The organism is Massilia jejuensis (genome assembly GCF_042656795.1).
GTDB lineage: Bacteria > Pseudomonadota > Gammaproteobacteria > Burkholderiales > Burkholderiaceae_D > Telluria > Telluria jejuensis.
Genome location: NZ_JBHSMS010000004.1, coordinates 1 through 16998, shown reverse-complemented (window position 1 = coordinate 16998; position 16998 = coordinate 1). Strand labels below are relative to the sequence as shown.

Annotated in this window: 18 protein-coding genes and 3 pseudogenes; 10 read left to right on the top strand and 11 right to left on the bottom strand. The window is 63.8% G+C overall.

The window, feature by feature from the left end; genetic code table 11:
* Window positions 1-34: 34 nt before the first annotated feature.
* From ACFPOU_RS01035 to ACFPOU_RS01015, 5 genes are all read right to left on the bottom strand, one after another.
* On the bottom strand, window positions 35-1393 hold the full coding sequence (locus ACFPOU_RS01035; RefSeq protein ID WP_379715834.1) for a TolC family outer membrane protein: 1359 nt from the start codon (window positions 1391-1393) through the stop codon (window positions 35-37).
* Window positions 1394-1433: 40 nt separating this feature from the next.
* Window positions 1434-1757, bottom strand: a complete 324-nt coding sequence (locus ACFPOU_RS01030; RefSeq protein WP_379715831.1) for a rhodanese-like domain-containing protein — start codon at window positions 1755-1757, stop codon at window positions 1434-1436.
* A 10-nt stretch (window positions 1758-1767) separates the two neighbouring features.
* Complete coding sequence (locus tag ACFPOU_RS01025) at window positions 1768-2421, bottom strand: protein-L-isoaspartate O-methyltransferase family protein (RefSeq protein ID WP_379715828.1); 654 nt, start codon at window positions 2419-2421, stop codon at window positions 1768-1770.
* Window positions 2422-2582: 161 nt separating this feature from the next.
* Window positions 2583-3245: a TetR/AcrR family transcriptional regulator gene (locus ACFPOU_RS01020; protein ID WP_379715825.1), complete on the bottom strand. Its 663-nt coding sequence runs from the start codon at window positions 3243-3245 to the stop codon at window positions 2583-2585.
* A gap of 112 nt (window positions 3246-3357) precedes the next feature.
* Window positions 3358-4254 carry an SDR family oxidoreductase gene (locus ACFPOU_RS01015; protein ID WP_379715822.1) on the bottom strand — a complete coding sequence of 299 codons (897 nt, stop codon included), beginning with the start codon at window positions 4252-4254 and terminating at the stop codon, window positions 3358-3360.
* A gap of 144 nt (window positions 4255-4398) precedes the next feature.
* Between ACFPOU_RS01015 and ACFPOU_RS01010 the strand changes: the two genes are divergently transcribed.
* On the top strand, window positions 4399-4656 hold the full coding sequence (locus ACFPOU_RS01010; protein WP_379716027.1) for a YkgJ family cysteine cluster protein: 258 nt from the start codon (window positions 4399-4401) through the stop codon (window positions 4654-4656).
* A 96-nt stretch (window positions 4657-4752) separates the two neighbouring features.
* On the opposite strand, the gene ACFPOU_RS01005 is transcribed toward ACFPOU_RS01010, so the two are convergent.
* On the bottom strand, window positions 4753-5268 hold the full coding sequence (locus ACFPOU_RS01005) for a hypothetical protein (RefSeq protein ID WP_379715819.1): 516 nt from the start codon (window positions 5266-5268) through the stop codon (window positions 4753-4755).
* 129 nt (window positions 5269-5397) lie between these two features.
* On the opposite strand from ACFPOU_RS01005, the gene ACFPOU_RS01000 reads away from it, so the two are divergent.
* Genes ACFPOU_RS01000 through ACFPOU_RS00990 form a run of 3 tightly spaced genes read left to right on the top strand, consistent with a single transcriptional unit; the run spans window position 5398 to window position 9409 of the window.
* Entirely contained in the window at window positions 5398-6255 is an 858-nt protein-coding gene (locus ACFPOU_RS01000; RefSeq protein WP_379715816.1) for an undecaprenyl-diphosphate phosphatase, read from the top strand.
* Between the two features lie 27 nt (window positions 6256-6282).
* The gene (gene recQ / locus ACFPOU_RS00995) at window positions 6283-8106 is read left to right on the top strand and encodes a DNA helicase RecQ (protein WP_379715813.1); all 1824 of its coding nucleotides are present in this window, start codon (window positions 6283-6285) and stop codon (window positions 8104-8106) included.
* Between the two features lie 28 nt (window positions 8107-8134).
* A complete protein-coding gene (locus tag ACFPOU_RS00990; RefSeq protein WP_379715810.1) occupies window positions 8135-9409 on the top strand; it encodes a sugar MFS transporter in 1275 nt (424 codons plus the stop codon).
* Between the two features lie 56 nt (window positions 9410-9465).
* Here the strand turns inward: ACFPOU_RS00990 and trmB are convergent, their stop codons facing one another.
* Window positions 9466-10158, bottom strand: coding sequence for a tRNA (guanosine(46)-N7)-methyltransferase TrmB (gene trmB / locus ACFPOU_RS00985; protein ID WP_379716025.1), 693 nt, complete (start codon window positions 10156-10158; stop codon window positions 9466-9468).
* A gap of 197 nt (window positions 10159-10355) precedes the next feature.
* On the opposite strand from trmB, the gene ACFPOU_RS00980 reads away from it, so the two are divergent.
* Entirely contained in the window at window positions 10356-11474 is a 1119-nt protein-coding gene (locus ACFPOU_RS00980) for a succinylglutamate desuccinylase/aspartoacylase family protein (protein ID WP_379715807.1), read from the top strand.
* A 218-nt stretch (window positions 11475-11692) separates the two neighbouring features.
* On the opposite strand, the pseudogene ACFPOU_RS00975 reads toward ACFPOU_RS00980, so the two are convergent.
* From ACFPOU_RS00975 to ACFPOU_RS00965, 3 genes and pseudogenes are all read right to left on the bottom strand, one after another.
* Window positions 11693-12106: pseudogene (locus ACFPOU_RS00975) on the bottom strand (DUF6064 family protein); the annotation flags it as partial.
* A gap of 35 nt (window positions 12107-12141) precedes the next feature.
* On the bottom strand, window positions 12142-13077 hold the full coding sequence (locus ACFPOU_RS00970; protein ID WP_379715804.1) for an aldo/keto reductase: 936 nt from the start codon (window positions 13075-13077) through the stop codon (window positions 12142-12144).
* Window positions 13078-13165: 88 nt separating this feature from the next.
* A complete protein-coding gene (locus ACFPOU_RS00965; protein WP_379715801.1) occupies window positions 13166-13396 on the bottom strand; it encodes a holin in 231 nt (76 codons plus the stop codon).
* Window positions 13397-13512: 116 nt separating this feature from the next.
* On the opposite strand from ACFPOU_RS00965, the gene ACFPOU_RS00960 reads away from it, so the two are divergent.
* The 5 genes and pseudogenes from ACFPOU_RS00960 to ACFPOU_RS00940 all read left to right on the top strand — a co-directional run bounded on the left by ACFPOU_RS00960 (window position 13513) and on the right by ACFPOU_RS00940 (window position 16084).
* Window positions 13513-14235: a S24 family peptidase gene (locus tag ACFPOU_RS00960; RefSeq protein ID WP_379715798.1), complete on the top strand. Its 723-nt coding sequence runs from the start codon at window positions 13513-13515 to the stop codon at window positions 14233-14235.
* On the top strand, window positions 14235-14522 hold the full coding sequence (locus ACFPOU_RS00955; RefSeq protein WP_379715795.1) for a hypothetical protein: 288 nt from the start codon (window positions 14235-14237) through the stop codon (window positions 14520-14522). The genes ACFPOU_RS00960 and ACFPOU_RS00955 overlap by 1 nt, the downstream gene beginning before the upstream one ends.
* 233 nt (window positions 14523-14755) lie before the next feature.
* Window positions 14756-15246: pseudogene (locus ACFPOU_RS00950) on the top strand (Hcp family type VI secretion system effector).
* Complete coding sequence (locus tag ACFPOU_RS00945) at window positions 15246-15617, top strand: Rap1a/Tai family immunity protein (protein WP_379715792.1); 372 nt, start codon at window positions 15246-15248, stop codon at window positions 15615-15617. Before ACFPOU_RS00950 ends, ACFPOU_RS00945 begins: the two are co-directional and overlap by 1 nt.
* Window positions 15614-16084 (top strand): T6SS effector amidase Tae4 family protein, encoded by a 471-nt coding sequence (locus ACFPOU_RS00940; protein WP_379715789.1) that lies wholly within the window; start codon window positions 15614-15616, stop codon window positions 16082-16084. The genes ACFPOU_RS00945 and ACFPOU_RS00940 overlap by 4 nt, the downstream gene beginning before the upstream one ends.
* 79 nt (window positions 16085-16163) lie before the next feature.
* Here the strand turns inward: ACFPOU_RS00940 and ACFPOU_RS00935 are convergent.
* Window positions 16164-16445 (bottom strand): annotated as a pseudogene (locus ACFPOU_RS00935) (IS5/IS1182 family transposase); the annotation flags it as partial.
* Between the last annotated feature and the right edge of the window lie 553 nt (window positions 16446-16998).

The following is a 16998-nucleotide window of genomic DNA, read 5'->3' as shown; positions in this document are numbered from 1 at the left end:
CCTCCGGAGCCCGGGCGGCAAATCTCGTGTGCACTCATTTTTGCAGCAGATTGTTCACCGGTACCAGATCGGCTTCGCGCAGCGAGCCCGAGGCCGCCTTCAGGCGCAGGCCGTTGAGGATGGTGTTATAGCGGGCGCGCGCCAGGTCGGTGCGGGTCGAGTACAGCTGGCGCTGGGCATTGAGGACGTCGATGTTGATGCGCACGCCGACTTGGTAGCCGAGCTTGTTCGACTCCAGGGCCGACTGGCTCGACACTTCCGCCGCCTGCAGCGCTCTGACCTGGGCCAGGCCGCTATTGACGCCAAGGAAAGACTGGCGGGCCTGGAGGGCGGCATTGCGGCGCGTCGTCTCGAGGTCGTTGCGCGCCTTGTCTTCGAGCGCGATTGATTCGCGCACGCGGCTGGTGACGGCAAAGCCGTTGAAGATCGGCACCGACCACTGCACGCCGATCGCATGGCTGCGGTTGTCGCCCGAGGCGCTCTGGATGCGCCCGCCCGTATCGCGGCGCGTCGAGCTGGCCACGAGATCGAGCGTCGGCAAGTGGCCGGCGCGGTTCTTCGAGATGTCGCGCTTGGCCGACTCAAGCGCGAGCTGCTGCACCGTCACGCCATAGTTCTGGTTTTCGGCCGACGACACCCACTGGTCGACGGTGGCCGGCTGCGGCGGCGCCAGCGTGATGCCCGACTGCAGCGGCGCCAGCGTGGCCGGTTCGGTACCGATGATCGCCTGCAGCGCGCTGCGCTTGTTGTCCAGGTCATTGACGGCGGCAAACTCCTGCGCCACCACCAGGTCATAGGCGGCTTGTGCCTCGTGCGTGTCGGTGATGGTCTGGGTGCCGACCTCGAAGTTGCGCTTGGCCGAGGCCAGTTGCTCGGTCACGGCGCTCTTCTGGGCGCGCGTCGATTCCAGCGTGTCCTGGGCCGACAGCACGTCGAAATAGGCCTGCGCCACGCGCGTGATCAGGTCTTGCTGGGCCTGCGCGAACTGGGCTTCGGCAATGGCTTGCGCCAGCTTGCTCTGTTCGTAGGTCTGCCAGCGGTCCCAGCGGAACAGCGGCTGGCTCAGCGCCAGCGTGTATTCCTTGGTCGTCAGGTTGGCGCCGCTCGCACGTACCTGGGTCGGCACGCCCGAGACAAGCACGGTTTCGCCTTCGTTGAAGGGCGAGAAATCGCTGTCGTTGCGCACGACCGAACCCGACAGGCCGACTTGCGGCAGCAACCCCGAACGCCCCTGGGTAACGCGCTCACGTCCGGCCGCGAGCGAAGCGCGGGCGCTGGCGAAGGTGGCGTCGTTGGCCAGGGCTTGCCGGTATACCTGGATCAGGTCGATCGCATGCGCATCGAGCGACACGAAAGCACTGGCCAGCAGCACGGCGATGAGGGGTTTCTGCATTGCGGTCTCCGTCGGAGTCATCGAAAATGGGGAAAACAGGTCAATACTTCGGCATTGCCGGATCGACCTGCACGGCCCAGGCGTCTATGCCGCCCGTCAAGTTTGTTACGTTCTCGAACCCGTTGCGTTCGAGGAAAGCGGCAACCTGCATGCTGCGCACACCGTGGTGGCAGATGCAGACGATGTCCCGGTCGTCCGGCAATTCCCCGGCGCGAATCGGGACCAGGTGCATCGGGATCTGGGTCGAGCCTGCTATATGGCAGGTGGCAAATTCCCAGTTCTCGCGCACGTCCAGCAAGAGCGGACGCGGCTGGCTTTCGTCAGCCAGGCGCGCGGCCAGTTCAAGCGCGGTCATGTGCTGCATGCTTGCATCCTCAAAAGGTAAAGCGCGACACGGCCGGCGCACCCGACAGCATCTTGACGTTGGTCTCGAAGATCGTGACCGTGTCATAGGCCGCCTCCGACACGCGCGTCACGAGCACGCACTGCATGGCAGGCGCCTGGCCGACGATGGCGGCGATGCGGCCGCCGACTTTCAACTGTTTCAGGAAGGTCTCCGGCATGTTCTCGAGCCCGCCCGAGATGACGATCGCGTCGTAGGGCGCGCCCTGTTCCCAGCCATTGGCGCCATTGCCTTCGGCCACGGTCACGTTGGTGATGCCGGCCTTGGCCAGGTTCTGCTCGGCCAGTGCCTTGATTTCAGGCGAGATTTCCACCGTCGTCACCTGGCGCGCCTGGTGCGCCATGAGTGCCGCCATGTAGCCCGAGCCGGCGCCGATTTCCAGCACGTTCTCGTGCTTCTTGAGGTTCAGTTCCTGCAAGATGCGCGCTTCGATCTTCGGGTTGAACATCGATTCGCCGCCTGGCAGCGGGATTTCCACGTCGGCAAAGGCCAGGTTCTGATAGGCCTGCGGCACGAACTGTTCGCGCTTGACGACATGCAGCAGGTCGAGCACGTCCTGGTCCAGCACGTTCCAGGGGCGGATCTGCTGTTCGATCATGTTAAAGCGGGCTTGTTCGATATTCATCTTAATACTCGGTGGACAAAGAAATAATCCGATATTTTATCGTTGAACTGCCTCGGGAAGCACATCTTATCGGGATGGCATCTCGATCGCGCGAAATTGCGACAGTCTGCAGTTTGAAGGGGGTGAACGATGGGAAACCGGCACCACGGCGGCGCCCGCCGTCACACGGCTGCCGGTGCCACCACATGCGTGGCCGGCAGCAGCCCGTGCAACGCCATGTCGAGGAAGGTGGCAAGAAAGGCCAGCGGTTCGAGTTCGCCGCGCTCGCAGGGCCCGATCGAATGTTTCCAGGTGACCAGCATGAGCATGGGCGCGATCAGCACCTGCGTCATTTGGGTGACATTGACTTGCCGAAATTCATTGCGCGCGATACCGCGCTCGAGCATGCTGGAAATCATGCGCGTGCCGCGGTTGATGACTTCATCCTGGTAAAACTTGGCCAGTTCGGGGAAATTGCCCGCTTCCGCCGTGACGAGCTTGACGATGCCGGACACCTTGTTCGCGCCGATGCGTTCCCACCAATCCTGCATCACCTTGCGCAGCAAGTCGGCGCTGTGGCCTTCGAATTCGGCGACCGAGGACTCGGCTGCGCCGATGACGGGCACGATGCTGGTGCGCACGACGGCCTTGAACAGCTCTTCCTTGTTCTCGAAATACAGGTACAAGGTGCCTTTCGAGACGCCGGCGCGGCGCGCCACGTCTTCCAGGCGCGTCGAAGCGAAGCCGCGCTCGACGAACAGGTCGATCGCCGCGGCCAGAAGTTCATGTGGACGAGCATCCTTGCGGCGCTCCCAGCGCGGCTTGGTGTCAAAAGGGCATTCCATGCTTCCGTCCGACAACTTAGTATTAAGTCATCGAATATAGACCCGGGTTCAAGCGTAGTCAAGCGCGCCTTCGCCTTGGCGTGCAGTATCCGGCGCGCACGTGTCCAGCAGTTCAGGGCGCCTTGCCGCCACAGCCGTAGATGCGTCCTGCGGCGCCGGGCCGATACAGGGTGCCGGCCGGGTCGCGCGGCGCGGCCCCGGTTTGCTGACGCGGCACCTGGAACACGGACAGCAGGTCGACCACGCCCGGCATCAGCTTTTCCATGGTCACGTCGATGCTGGCCATGGCGCCGACCTTCAGGTTGCGCGTCGGCGTCGTCGCCGCCTGCAGGATGGCGTCGGCCACCTGGTGCGGATCGAGCCGCGGCGCCGGCAGCTTCGGTTCGTGTGCCAGGTAGTTGCGCGCATGCTGGGGCAGCGGCGTGTCCACCGCCGTCGGCTCGATCAGGGCAATCGACACCGCTGCCCCGTCGACGTGCTCCACTTCGATGCGCAGCGCATCCGTAAACCCCTTGACGGCATGCTTGCTTGCCGAATACATGCCCTGCAGGGGAATGGCCAGTTCCGACGCCTCGCTGCCGACATTGACCAGGGCGCCGCCCGTCATGCGCAGGTGCGGCAAGGCGGCCAGCGAACCATTGACCATGCCCCAGAAATTGATGTCGAACAGGCGCCGGCTGTCCTGTTCGCTCACTTCGTCGAGCCGGCCATAGATCGTATTGCCAGCGCAATTGACCCAGGTATCGATGCGGCCGAAATGGGCGATCGCGCGGCGCGCCACTTCGTCGACCTGGGCCCGGTCGGCCACGTCGGCCACCACGTGGATCGCTTCGTGGCCGCCGGTGGCAAGAGCGTCGGCGATGGCTTCGAGCACTTCTCCGCTGCGCGCCACCAGCACCAGCGTCGCCCCGCGCGCGGCCGCGTCCTGGGCGGTGGCCAGGCCGATACCGCTGGAGGCGCCGGTGATGACGATGACTTGCTGGTCGAGTGGTTTGAGCGAACTTGCCATTGAAAAAAACTCCGGTAACTGACGGGTGCGCCAACCTTAGCAGGATCGAAAGCGCCGCAGCGCCCGCCTGCTGGCCACAGCTGGCCGCTGGTGGCGGCGCGGCGGGCGCGTTATACTGCGCGCTCTTCCATGCCCCCGCGCCCGATGAACTGCCGCGACCACTGTGGTGCCTGCTGCACCGCCCCTTCGATCACCAGCCCGATCCCTGGCATGCCCTTCGGCAAGCCAGCCGGGGTGCGCTGCGTGCAGCTCGACGCGGACAACCGCTGCCGCATTTTCGGCAAACCCGAGCGGCCGGCGTTTTGCGGCGGCTTGCAGCCTTCGGTGGAAATGTGCGGGGCGAGCCGTGAGCAGGCCATTGCCTGGCTCGACGACCTGGAACGGGCGACGGCACCGGGCTGAGCGGAGGGCCGGTCGAGCCTTCATTCTGGCACGGCCGATGGATGAGCATCGGCCGTGCCCGTCCAGGGCGCCGTCCCTAGTCAGGCGATCCGCAGATCATGCGGCGCCATGCCTGGCTGCATTGCGCTTTTGCTGCTGCACGTGGGCGAACAATGCGCCCAGGGTCATGCGTTCGTCCCAGATGTCGGCCAGCGCCACGCCATAACGGCTGCGCAATTGCTTGGCCAATCGTTCGACTTCGCGCGAGTCGGGAATCCATTTGGCCGGATTCACGGCGCGATAGACGCCGAGCAACTGGTCGTCCGGGCGGAATTTCTGGGTTTCGGTGGGGCGGAAGGAAAAGGCGTCGGCGAACAGGGCGAGGAATTCACCGATCTGCCGCTTGGAAGCCGAAGGAAACGCACGGCGCCAGAGGCGAACCTGGGAAGTGCGTGCACGGAAAGGATTGTGGATCTGTCCCATGGCAAGGGCGGACCATGCAACCGCCAGCAAGACCAGGATTACAACAATACTCATCGTCGAACGGCAGAGTGAATCATGAATCCAGTCTAGCACGCGAATCGGCGCCGTGACGCAGTTTGTGGCGCTATCGTGCAAGGCGCTGCCGGTCACGGGCGGGCGGGCTGGTCCGGGGCATGCCCGCCCCGTTGGCTCTGCGGTTGAGGCCGTGCTCGTGGTAAGCTTCGACCCCGCGCAGTTTCTTCCATCCCGCACCTCTTCATTACACGATAAAAGCAATTCATGGACATCCTTCTCGCCGTCAAGGCAATCATCATGGGCCTGGTCGAGGGTTTCACCGAATTCCTGCCGATTTCCTCGACCGGCCACCTGATCCTGGCGGGCAGCCTGCTCAATTTCACGGGCGAAAAAGTCAAAGTGTTCGAGATTGCGATCCAGGCCGGCGCCATGCTCGCCGTGATCTGGGAATACCGCGTACGCATCGCGCGCGTGCTCTCCGGCATGTTTACCGAGCGGCGCCAGCAGAAGTTCCTTGCCAACCAAATCGTCGCCTTCCTGCCGGCCGCCCTGCTCGGCCTGGTGTTCGCCGAGGCCATCAAGGCCGAGCTGTTCAAGCCGGTGCCGGTCGCGCTCGCCTTCATCGTCGGCGGCCTGATCATCCTGTGGGTCGAGCGCAAGCCGAAGGGCGTCCAGGAAAATGCGCAACTGGGCCTGCCGCATGCCTCGCGCGTGGAAACCGTCGACGAAATGAGCGTGCTCGATGCCTTGAAAATCGGCTGCGCCCAGGCCTTCGCCCTGATTCCCGGCACCAGCCGTTCCGGTGCGACCATTATTGGCGGCATGCTATTCGGCCTGTCGCGCAAGGCGGCGACCGAGTTCTCGTTCTTTCTTGCAATTCCAACCTTGCTCGGCGCCACCGTCTATTCGGTCTACAAGGAACGCGCCCTGCTGTCGATGGCCGACCTGCCGATGTTCGGCCTCGGCGCCCTGGCCGCGTTCGGGTCGGCTTTCCTGTGCGTGCGCTGGCTCCTGCGTTACATCAGCTCGCACGACTTCACGATCTTCGCCTGGTACCGTATCGTGTTCGGCGTGATCGTCCTCGTCACCGCGCATTACGACCTGGTGAACTGGGCGGAATAAAACCGGCAGCGACATCGACATCTACCCATGACCACCGAACTCGAGGCGCGCGCGCTTCACCTGCTGGAAACCGTCTTCGGTTACCCTGCCTTCCGCGGGCAGCAGGCCGACATCGTCCATCATGTCGCCAGCGGCGGCGACGCCCTGGTGCTGATGCCGACCGGCGGCGGCAAGTCGCTGTGCTACCAGATCCCGGCGCTCCTGCGCGAGGGCGTGGGCGTGGTGGTCTCGCCGCTGATCGCGCTGATGCAGGACCAGGTCGATGCGCTCGAGGAAGTCGGCGTGCGCGCCGCGTTCCTGAACTCGACCCAGACCTTCGAGGAAACGCTGCGCATCGAACGGCTCGTGCGCACCGGCGAAATCGATCTCGTCTACGTCGCGCCCGAGCGCCTGATGACGCAGCGCTGCCTCGACCTGTTCCACGATGCGCGCATTTCCCTGTTTGCGATCGACGAGGCGCACTGCGTCTCGCAATGGGGCCACGATTTCCGCCCGGAATACATCCGCCTCTCGATCCTGCACGAGCAATTCCCCGACGTGCCGCGCATCGCGCTCACGGCCACGGCCGACCAGCAAACGCGCGACGAGATCGCGCACCGCCTGCAGCTCGACGACGCCCGGAAATTCGTCTCCTCCTTCGACCGTCCGAACATCCGCTATTCGATCGTCGAGAAGACCACCGGCCGCAAGCAGTTGCTCGACTTCATCAGCACCGAGCATCCGGGCGACTCCGGGATCGTGTACTGCCTGTCGCGTAAAAAGGTCGAGGAAACGGCCGACTTCCTGAACGAAAACGGCATCCGCTCCCTGCCCTATCACGCCGGCATGGAATACGCGAAACGGGCCGAGCACCAGGCGCGTTTCCTGCGCGAAGAAAATATCGTGATGGTGGCGACGATCGCCTTCGGCATGGGCATCGACAAGCCGGACGTACGTTTCGTCTGCCACCTGGATTTACCAAAAAGTATCGAAGGCTATTACCAGGAAACGGGCCGCGCCGGACGCGACGGCGGCCCCGCCAGCGCCTGGATGGCGTATGGCTTGCAGGATGTGGTGCTGCAGCGCCGGATGATCGACGAATCCGAAGCCGACGAAACGTTCAAGCGCGTGCTGGGGGTCAAGCTCGACGCCATGCTCGGCCTGTGCGAAACGCTGAGCTGCCGGCGCATGCGCCTGCTCGACTATTTCGGCGAGCCGTCTGGCCCTTGCGGCAATTGCGATACCTGCCTGATTCCGCCGGTCAGTTTTGATGCGACCGTGCCAGTGCAAAAGCTGTTGTCCACCATCTACCGGGTCGACCAGCGCTTTGCCGCCGGCCACGTGATCGACGTGCTGCGCGGCGTGCAGACCGACCGCATCGGCCAGTGGCACCACGATGCCCTGTCCGTGTTCGGCATCGGCAACGACCGTGGCGAACAGGAGTGGCGCGCGATCGTGCGCCAGACCATCGCGCTCGGGCTGATCACGGTCGACCATGAAGCCTACAGCTCCCTGAAACTCACCGACGCCGCGCGTCCGGTGTTGAAAGGCGGGCAAAAGGTGCAGCTGCGCCAATACCAGAAACCGGTCAAGCCCAAGCGCGCCTCCTTCTCTTCCTCGAAGGGCTACGACGAACTGGAACTGTCGAAGTCCGAACAGGCGATTTTCGACCGCCTGCGTTCCTGGCGCATGGGCAGCGCGCGCGAGCACGGCGTGCCGGCCTATGTCGTCTTCCAGGATGCGACGCTGCGTGAAATCGCCAAGGTCAAGCCGACCTCGCTCGACCAATTGCGCGGCGTGACCGGCGTGGGCGAAAAGAAACTGGTTTCCTACGGCGAGGACATCGTCGGTATCATCAACGAAATGCTGTAGCATCCCGCCGCGGCACTCCCCGTCCCTCATGCATATCGACTCCCCATCGGCCGCGGCCACCCATGGCGTGCCGGCCAATGCCGCCAGCCTGCAGACCTTCGTCTTCGCCCTGTTCTTCATTTTCGGCGGCATCACCAGCCTGAACGACGTCATCATTCCAAAGCTGAAGGACTTGTTCACGCTGACCTATGCCCAGGCCATGCTGGTGCAGTCGGCCTTTTTCGCGGCCTACTTCATCGTCTCGATTCCGGCCGCCGCCATCGTGCGCCGCATCGGCTACATGCGCACCGCCGTCGTCGGCCTGCTGACCATGACGGCCGGCTGCCTGCTGTTCATCCCGGCATCGTCGTCGGGCGTATTCGCCACCTTCCTCGTCGCGCTGTTCGTGCTCGCCTCCGGCATCACGATCGTGCAGGTGGTCGCCAATCCCCTCATTTCCCTGCTCGGGGCGCCGGCCACCGCGCACAGCCGCCTGACCTTTGCCCAGGCCTTCAACGCGCTCGGCACCACGGTCTTTCCCTACGTGGGCGCGATCCTGATCCTCGGCTCGCTCGCCACCGTCGACCCGGCCAGCCTGTCCGGCGCCGCGCTCGACGCCTACCGCGCCGACGAAACGCGCGTCGTGGTGCAGACCTATATCGGCCTGGCCATCGCCCTGGTCGGGGTGGCGGCACTGGTCTGGCACAACCGGCGCAAACTGATCGAGACGCCGGCGCCGGAAGCGAGCATGCTGCGCGCCTTCGAACTGCTGGGACAACAGCGCTTTGCCTTCGGCGCGCTGTGCATTTTCCTGTACGTGGGCGCGGAAGTGGCGATCGGTTCGCTGATCGTGAATTACCTGATGGAAGCAAACGTGCTGGGGCTGGATGCGGAAGCGGCCGGCAAGCACGTGCCGCTGTACTGGGGCGGCGCCATGGTCGGCCGCTTCGTCGGCGCCGCCCTGCTGCGCATGTTCTCGCCGGGCAAGGTGCTCGCCTGCGCGGCCGCGGTGACGATCGCGCTGCTGCTGGTGTCGGCGAATACGACCGGCATGGTGTCGGGCTGGTCGCTGCTGCTGGTGGGCCTGTTCAACTCGATCATGTTCCCGACCATTTTCTCGCTCGCTTGCGAAGGACTCGGCGAGCGCGCGGCCGAAGGGTCGGGCCTGATCTGCATGGCCATCGTCGGCGGCGCGATCGTGCCCCTGCTGACGGGGCACGCGGCCGATGCCGTGGGCTTGAAGATGGCGCTGGCCGTGCCGGTGCTGTGCTATGCGCTGATCCTGTGCTTCGGGGTGTATGCGCGGCGCCCGCGGCTGGCCTGACTACCCGAACCGTATTTCCAGGGAGGCTGCAGGGCCGTCACCCTGCATCCTGCCGCTTATGCGTGCGATGATTTCTTCGTAAACACCAAATCCCACACGCCGTGCCCCAGCTTGAGGCCGCGGTTCTCGAACTTGGTCAGCGGCCGGTACGCCGGCTGCGGCGCATAGCCGTCGGCGGTATTGGCCAGCTGCGGCTCGGCGCCCAGCACCGCGAGCATCTGCACCGCGTAATCTTCCCAGTCCGTCGCCAGGTGAATATAGCCGCCGTCTGCCAGTTTCTGGCACAGCAAGGCCACGAAGGCGGGCTGGATCAGGCGGCGCTTGTTGTGGCGCGCCTTGTGCCAGGGGTCCGGAAAATAGACGTGCACGCCGGCCAGCGAGGCATCGGGAATCATGTGGTTCAGGACTTCGAAGGCGTCGTGCTGGATCAGGCGCAGGTTCGCGATGTCCTGCTCGCCGATCTGCTTGAGCAGGCTGCCCACGCCCGGCGTATGCACTTCGACGCCGATAAAATTCTTGTCCGGCATCTGGCGCGCGATATGGGCCGTGGTGTCGCCCATGCCAAAACCGATCTCGAGGATGGTCGGCGCCTGGCGCCCGAAGGCGGCCGCGTAGTCGAGCATCTCCTTGTTATATGCGATCAGAAATTGCGGCCCGAATTCCTCGAACGCGCGTGCCTGCCCCGTCGACAGGCGGCCGGCGCGGGTGACGAAACTGCGGATGCGGCGTTCGGTCGGGTCGTACAGCATCGTACGGGCCGGGCTGTTGTCGGGAGTGTCTGCAGACATGGAGAAATAGAGTGAGGAAAGAACGGCGGACATTATAGCCTACGCCTGCGCGGCCATTCGGCGCCAGCGCGGCTGCCGCAATGCCGCACGGGTGTGTGATCATAAAGGCAATCTGCGCCATAATCGTCGCTTTCGTGCCAATCCTGCCGAGGCCTGCCGTGCATTCGACCAAACACCCGATCGCGATCGAAGACAACGTCGCCACTTTTCAACTGACCTCTTTCCACTACGGCACCCCCGGCCTCGGCAAGAAGGTGTATATCCAGGCCTCGCTGCACGCGGACGAAGTGCCGGCGATGCTGGTCGCCCATTTCCTGCGCCAGGAACTGGACCGCCTCGACGCCGCGGGACGCATCCGTGGCGAGATCATCCTGGTGCCGGCGGCCAATCCGATCGGCCTGTCGCAAACGATCCACGGCACGCCCTTCGGCCGTTACGACCTGTCCACCGGGGTGAATTTCAACCGCGCCTACAAGCACGTGGCGGCCGATCTGAAGCAGTCCCTCGAAGGCAAGCTCGGCAGGGATGCGGCGGCGAACGTCGCCCTGATCCGCGAACACGCGCGCAACTCGCTGGCGGCATGGGCGCCGGCCACCAGCGGCGGCCTGTTGAAGAAAATCCTGCTGTCGATGGCGATCGACGCCGACATCATGCTCGACCTGCATTGCGATAACGAAGCGGTCTTGCACATGTATGCCGGCGCGCCGCTGGCCGAGGCCGTGCAGCCGCTGGCCAGCCTGATGGGCGCGCATGCCGTGTTGCTGGCGCGCGCGTCCGGCGGCGAGCCCTTCGACGAGGCCTGCAGCCGCCTGTGGTGGGAGCTGGCCGAGCATTTCGGGCCGGAGGTCGCCATTCCCCCGGCCGGCGTCGCCATCACGGTCGAGCTGCGCGGCGAGAACGACGTGCGCTACGACCTGGCGCAGCCGGATGCCCAAGCCTTGCTGCAATACCTGGCCATCAACGGCGTGATCGACCTGCCGCTGACGGCGCTGCCGCAAGCGCTGTGCGCGCCGACGCCGCTCGAGGCGGTCGAGCCCCTGACCGCGCCCCATTCCGGGGTGCTCGTGTTCCTGAAAAAACTGGGCGAGAAGGTCGCGGCCGGGGAAGCCGTGGCCGAGATCGTCAACCCGGTCACGGGCCAGGTGTCGCAGGTACGCCCGACACATGCCGGCGTGCTGTTCGCCAGCACGGCGCACCGCCACCTGCTGCGCGGCATGCACGTTTGCAAGATCGCGGGGGCCACGGCCTTCCGCGCCGGCGACCTGCTCGGTTCCTGAGGCCTCATCGGGCGGCGCGGCGGGCGGCCAGCAGGCGCGCGCCCGCCGCCAGCACGGCCAGGATTGGCAGCATCCAGGCCTGGCCGGATTGCAATGCCATCAAAGTAGCCGTGCTGAGCGCGCACCAGAGCAGCGGAACGATCCACAGCGGCCAGCGCGCGCCACAGCAGCAAGGCGCCGAGCGTCAAGGCCACCGTCGGGTCCGGCGCCAGGCCGAACAGTTCGTATTCCATCCAGGGACGCCCGCCCAACGGCGCCAGCAGCGGATAGAGTGCCAGCGCAACGAGCGCGATCGCCAGCGCCAGCTTGCCCAGGGAGCCGATCGGTTCCGTCAGGCGCGGCGCCAGCTTGCGCGAAGCCAGCCAGAACAGCAGCACGGCTTGCAGGGCAAAGGCGATCGCAAAATACGGGGCGCCGGTATGGATGCTCGCATAGCGCTGCGCCAAATAACGCCACGCAACATGGAGCCAGGCCAGCGCCAGCAGGACAGCAGCCGCGCGCCCCGCCTTCGGGCCGCCATGCCAGAGGCAGCCGAACAGGGCGACGCCCGCGGCCAGGACCAGCAACTGGCTCGGCCACAGCGCCAGGTTATGCAATTCGAACAGGCGAAAATACGTCGCCTTTGAAAACATCAGCAGGTCCGACAGCGAATACGTCCACCACTGGCTCATGCGAGCCGCTTCGCGTCGGCGGCGATGCGCCGGCGCAGCGCCGCGTCCGGCATCGGGCCACGCGCGGCCAGCATGTTCTCGCGCGCATGCACCGGATTGGAAGTGGCGGGAATGGCGCAGGTGACAGCGGGTTCGGCCACGATGAATTTCAGTAAAGCCTGGGCCCAGCTGGTGCAGCCGATCTCCGCCGCCCAGCCCGGCAAGGGCTTGTGTGCCAGCGCCTGCGTCAGATCGCCCTGGCGGAAGGGCCGGTTGACGATGACGGCAATCCGCCGTTCGCGCGCCAGCGGCAGGATGCGCGACTCCACTTCGCGGTCGAGCACGTTGTAGCTGACCTGCACGAAGTCGAGCGGCTGCGTTTCCATGATCGTGACCAGTTCGTCGTGGCGCCGGCCTTCGGACGTGGTGATGCCGACATGGCGCACGCGCCCCGCCGCCTTCATTGCCTGCAGCGTGCGCAGGTGCTCTTCCCAGGCCAATAGATTGTGCACCTGGAGCAGGTCGAAACGCGGCACGCCCCACAAGGCACGCGAGCGTTCGATCTGGGCCGGACCGCGGGCGCCGGACCCGATCCACACCTTGTCGGCCGAGAACACGGCCTTTGGATGCCGCAACTGTTTGAGCGCATGGCCGATGACGGCCTGGGCCGAGCCATACATCGGCGACGAATCGATCAGGCGCCCGCCGCCGTCCAGGAAGGCACGCACGACGCCTGTGCAGTTGGCACGCGCGACGGGATCGTCGCCGACATTGAAGGTGATCCAGCTGCCCAGGCCGACGACCGGCAATTGCTCGCCCGAGGAAGCAATTGCGCGGGTGAGCAGCGGTGCGGGCACGGCGGGCGCGGCGTGCGCGGCGCCGCACACGGCAGTGCCGCCGCCCGCGAGCATGGCGCGCAACAGCATCCTGCGGTGTGTGGACATTTCCTGCATGCTCGCTCCCACGGCGCCCGGCCGGCCGACACCTTCTCACCACAGATTGGATGAGGAATCAATCGGAGCACGCCAGGGAGCGCCAGGTTCATGGCTCGAGTCCGAGCGCCGCCAGCCGCGCTTGCGCCTCCCGAATGGCAAGTTCAGCCTGCCGCTGCTCGCGCGCATCCTTGCGGATCATGTAAAACACGTTCAAGCCCAGTGTGACCAGACCCGACACGATGCCGAAGCCAACCCCGATCCGCTCGAGCGTCATCGCCGTTCCGATCGACGTCACCGCCCCTAGCATGCTCGTGATTTCCACCATATTCATTTTCATCGCCATCTCCTTGTTTCATTGTGGCATTGAGATAAATCAAAGCCGTATAGTTATCCTATACTTAATTGTAAAGTTTTTCTATACTTGTGCGTGTAGATTTCCTATACAATTTCACAATGGAACTTAAGACGATGATCGCCATCTGGATCAAGGAGGCACGGCGCGATGCCGGCCTGTCGGGCGAAGCGCTGGGAACGAAGCTGGCGTTCGAGCTCGGGACGGCGCGCGGCCATACCAAGGCGAACATCTCCCATTGGGAGACCGAGAAACACAGTCCGAGCCTGCAGCAACTGCTGGCAATTGCCAAGGTGACCGGCAAGAGCCTGCCTGCCGCCATCATCGACGGGCTGCGCGGCAGCGATCCGGCGGCGCTCTTCCCCGGCGCCATGCGCGTGGTCGTGTCCGACGCGAATGACACCGACTTCGTGCAAGTGCCAATGGTCAAGCTGCGCCTGTCGGCGGGGGTGACCGGTTTCCAGACCGAGCCTGAGCATCACGATGGCGGCACGGTCGGCATGCGCCGCGACTGGATCGAGCGCAAGTGCCTCAATCCGGCCAGCCTGATCGCGATCCTGGTCAAGGGGGAGAGCATGGAGCCGACCTTGTACGAGGACGACATCGTCGTCATCAATACCGCCGACCGCAAGCCGGCGGTGGGCGAAGTGTTTGCCGTCAATTTCAATGGCGAGCCGGTCGTCAAGCGCATGCAGAAGGATGGCGGCCGCTGGTGGCTGGCCTCGGACAACCCGGACCAGCGCACCTATTACCGCCGTGCCTGCGAGGGCGACACCTGCCTGATCATCGGGCGCGTCGTGCGCAAGGAAAGCGACCGCATCTGATGAAAATACAGGTCACGCAATTTGCGCCGCACGGCGCGCCCATCGTGGTGGCGATCGTCGAGTCGGGGCTGACCGTGGAAGGCGCCGCGGAACCGGTGCTGCAGAAAGTCGCGCAACACTTTCCGGCCCGGCCCGTCATGCTGGTGTCGGTCGAGCCGAACGGCTTTCGCGCCTTCGCGCCCTTCCAGACCGGGGAGTTGCTTGCCCTGCTGCAACTGGAGACGCTGGAATTCCAGGAAATCGATATCGCCTTGCCGGCGGTGAATGACCTGCCCCTGCCCTTTTAGATCCTATGCTTGTAGGCATGGTTAAGCCGCCGGTGATTGCTGACAAGCGCGGGCAAAGCGCGAGGATACCGCATGACCAGCCATGCAAAGACAAGCAACGAGGCACCCGCTTGTACACTGCCATATCACAGTCATCGTCGCCCACCTGCCCCCCCAGCCCGACCGTTGACGGTTAACAACTTGCGGTAGACCTAACAATGTGAAAATGACTTCCTTAATTTAAGGAGGTCACTATGGCAATCGACGTATATCTGCAGATCGACGGGATCAAGGGCGAGTCGACCGACGACACACACAAGGACTGGATCGAATGCCGTCAGTAGACTGGTCGCTCCGCCAACCGAAGTCTGCCACGGCATCGACTGGAGGCGGACACACAGCTGAGCGAGTCGAGCTGTCCGACATCAGCTTTCACAAAACGGCCGATCTGGCCTCTCCCATTCTGGCGCAGCACTGTGCGATGGGCAAGACGATCCCAAAGGCGAAATTTGAATTCATGCGGGCCGACGGCGACGGCGCCCGCATCAAGTATTACGAGATCGAACTCGAGAACGTGCTGATCAGCTACCTTGCGCCGTCGGTTATACCGGGCAACACAATGAGCGAAGCGGTGTCGCTTAAGTTTTCGAAGGTGAAATGGCGATATACGCGGCAGAGGGTTAGCGGTGGCGCCAGCGGCAACACGGCGGGCGGCTGGGATTTGGCCACGAACAGGATGGCGTAATGCGCGCCCTACAGATACTGGCCATTTCCGCCGGGCTGGCGGCCTCGGTCTTAACCCAAGCAGCGTTCTCTGCGCCAACCCTCAGTGGTGACAGGTTCGTTAACATGATGATCAGGCCCGAACCGCTCAGCAGCTACGACTACATGCAGCGGGAGAAGGCGTACAGCTATCTCGACGGCGCCCGGGACAGCGCGGAGGGTCGCACCTGGTGCGACGTAGACCAGCTGAAGACGCCGGATCTTGCCTACGAACTGGCTGACCAGATAGCCAAGTTGCCGCCGGCCGAGCGGAAGAAGAACGCCTCGGCATTGATCCTGCGTTTGCTGGGCCAGGCCTTTCCCTGCCAGCCAGCCAAGGGCGCTAGGCCATGAAGCCGTCTTTCCACATGGTGCACCAGCACTATCCCAAGGCCGGCAAGCGCGAGGAACTATACGCCTTGATCGGCTGGACTGATCTAGTCGACAACCCAGCATTCGCCGATACCTGCGCGATCCGCATGAGCATGGGGCTTCTTGGCGCTGGCATGGTGCTTCCTGGTGCGCGCATGATAGCGAATGCGGGGTCGCTGAGGGGAAAGCGACTCGAGCCTGGTCAGGCCCGCCTGTCAGGCATCCTTAAGCGAGTTTGGGGCGCGCCGGAAGTGTTCATGGAAGACAATAGCGCAAACCTCGGTATCGGTGTCCGAAGCGGAGTCGTTTCGTTTTTCCGGATTCACGGTGGGGGGCCGGCAGATGGTGGGCATATCGACCTGGTCTGGCCAGCAGGTGGAGGGTTCCATCGATGCGCCCGGAGTTGCTACTTCAGTGCGGTCGAGATCTGGTTTTGGCCGCTGGGGTAGCTGTCCAACAACCGACAGATGTGCATGGCTTTGTTGAGCAAATTGAGGGGAGACCGAGCTGACGCTTTTGTAGTTCGATTTACAACACCGGGACCGTGACCGGGGTGTCCAACCGAGTGAATCCGTTCAGCACCGCGGCCCGCACTTGTAGTTCGGCGACCTGACGGTCAACAAAGTCGCGCACTATGACGCGTTCGCCCAATAGTTTAAAACAGTGCATCTTGGTCTCTACGAGGCTGCGGTAGTGGAAGCCGCTCCATCTTTTCCAGATCGTCCGGCCCCGCCTGTGTGTCGTGTACAGGATGTCGTTTCGGGCGTCCGCTCCGAGGCGATTCGTCTTTCAGGGTTTGGCGTTCTTGCGGCGCTGAGCCATCGTGCACCCGACGCGATCGCCCAAGAGGTACGGCACCCACTCCATTTGACCAAATAATAGGCGACAAGGCCGAGATGGTGGAACCACGCATCTGACCAGTCGTCAGGATTCGTATTGATCCGATACAGCTGTCTTACTGGAGGATGTGCCACAGATTCCCCGTGATACGTTCCCGGGCAGTCAATTTTGTGGAGCGACGCTAATTTTGTGAAGCGGCGAAAAGACGTTTTCGGCTGATTCTTATTGGAGCGGGTGAAGGGAATCGAACCCTCGTCGTAAGTTGGGTAAGGAGAGCGCCTCGCGGCGCCCCCCTCCCCGTAGAACCGTACGGGCAAGTTTCCCTGCATACGGCTCGAGCAATCCGTCAGTACCCTATTTGAACATAGAGATACCGGCAGTGCCTTGTTTCTCTTTCGAGTGATGTTGCATGTGGCAATTCGGATGTAGCAATGCCAAGTTGGTCAGCTTGTCCGAACTGAATCGCCACGAGTTTACTAGACACTCGCGAGCCGCTGGAAATACTGCTTTTCATATTCGACCG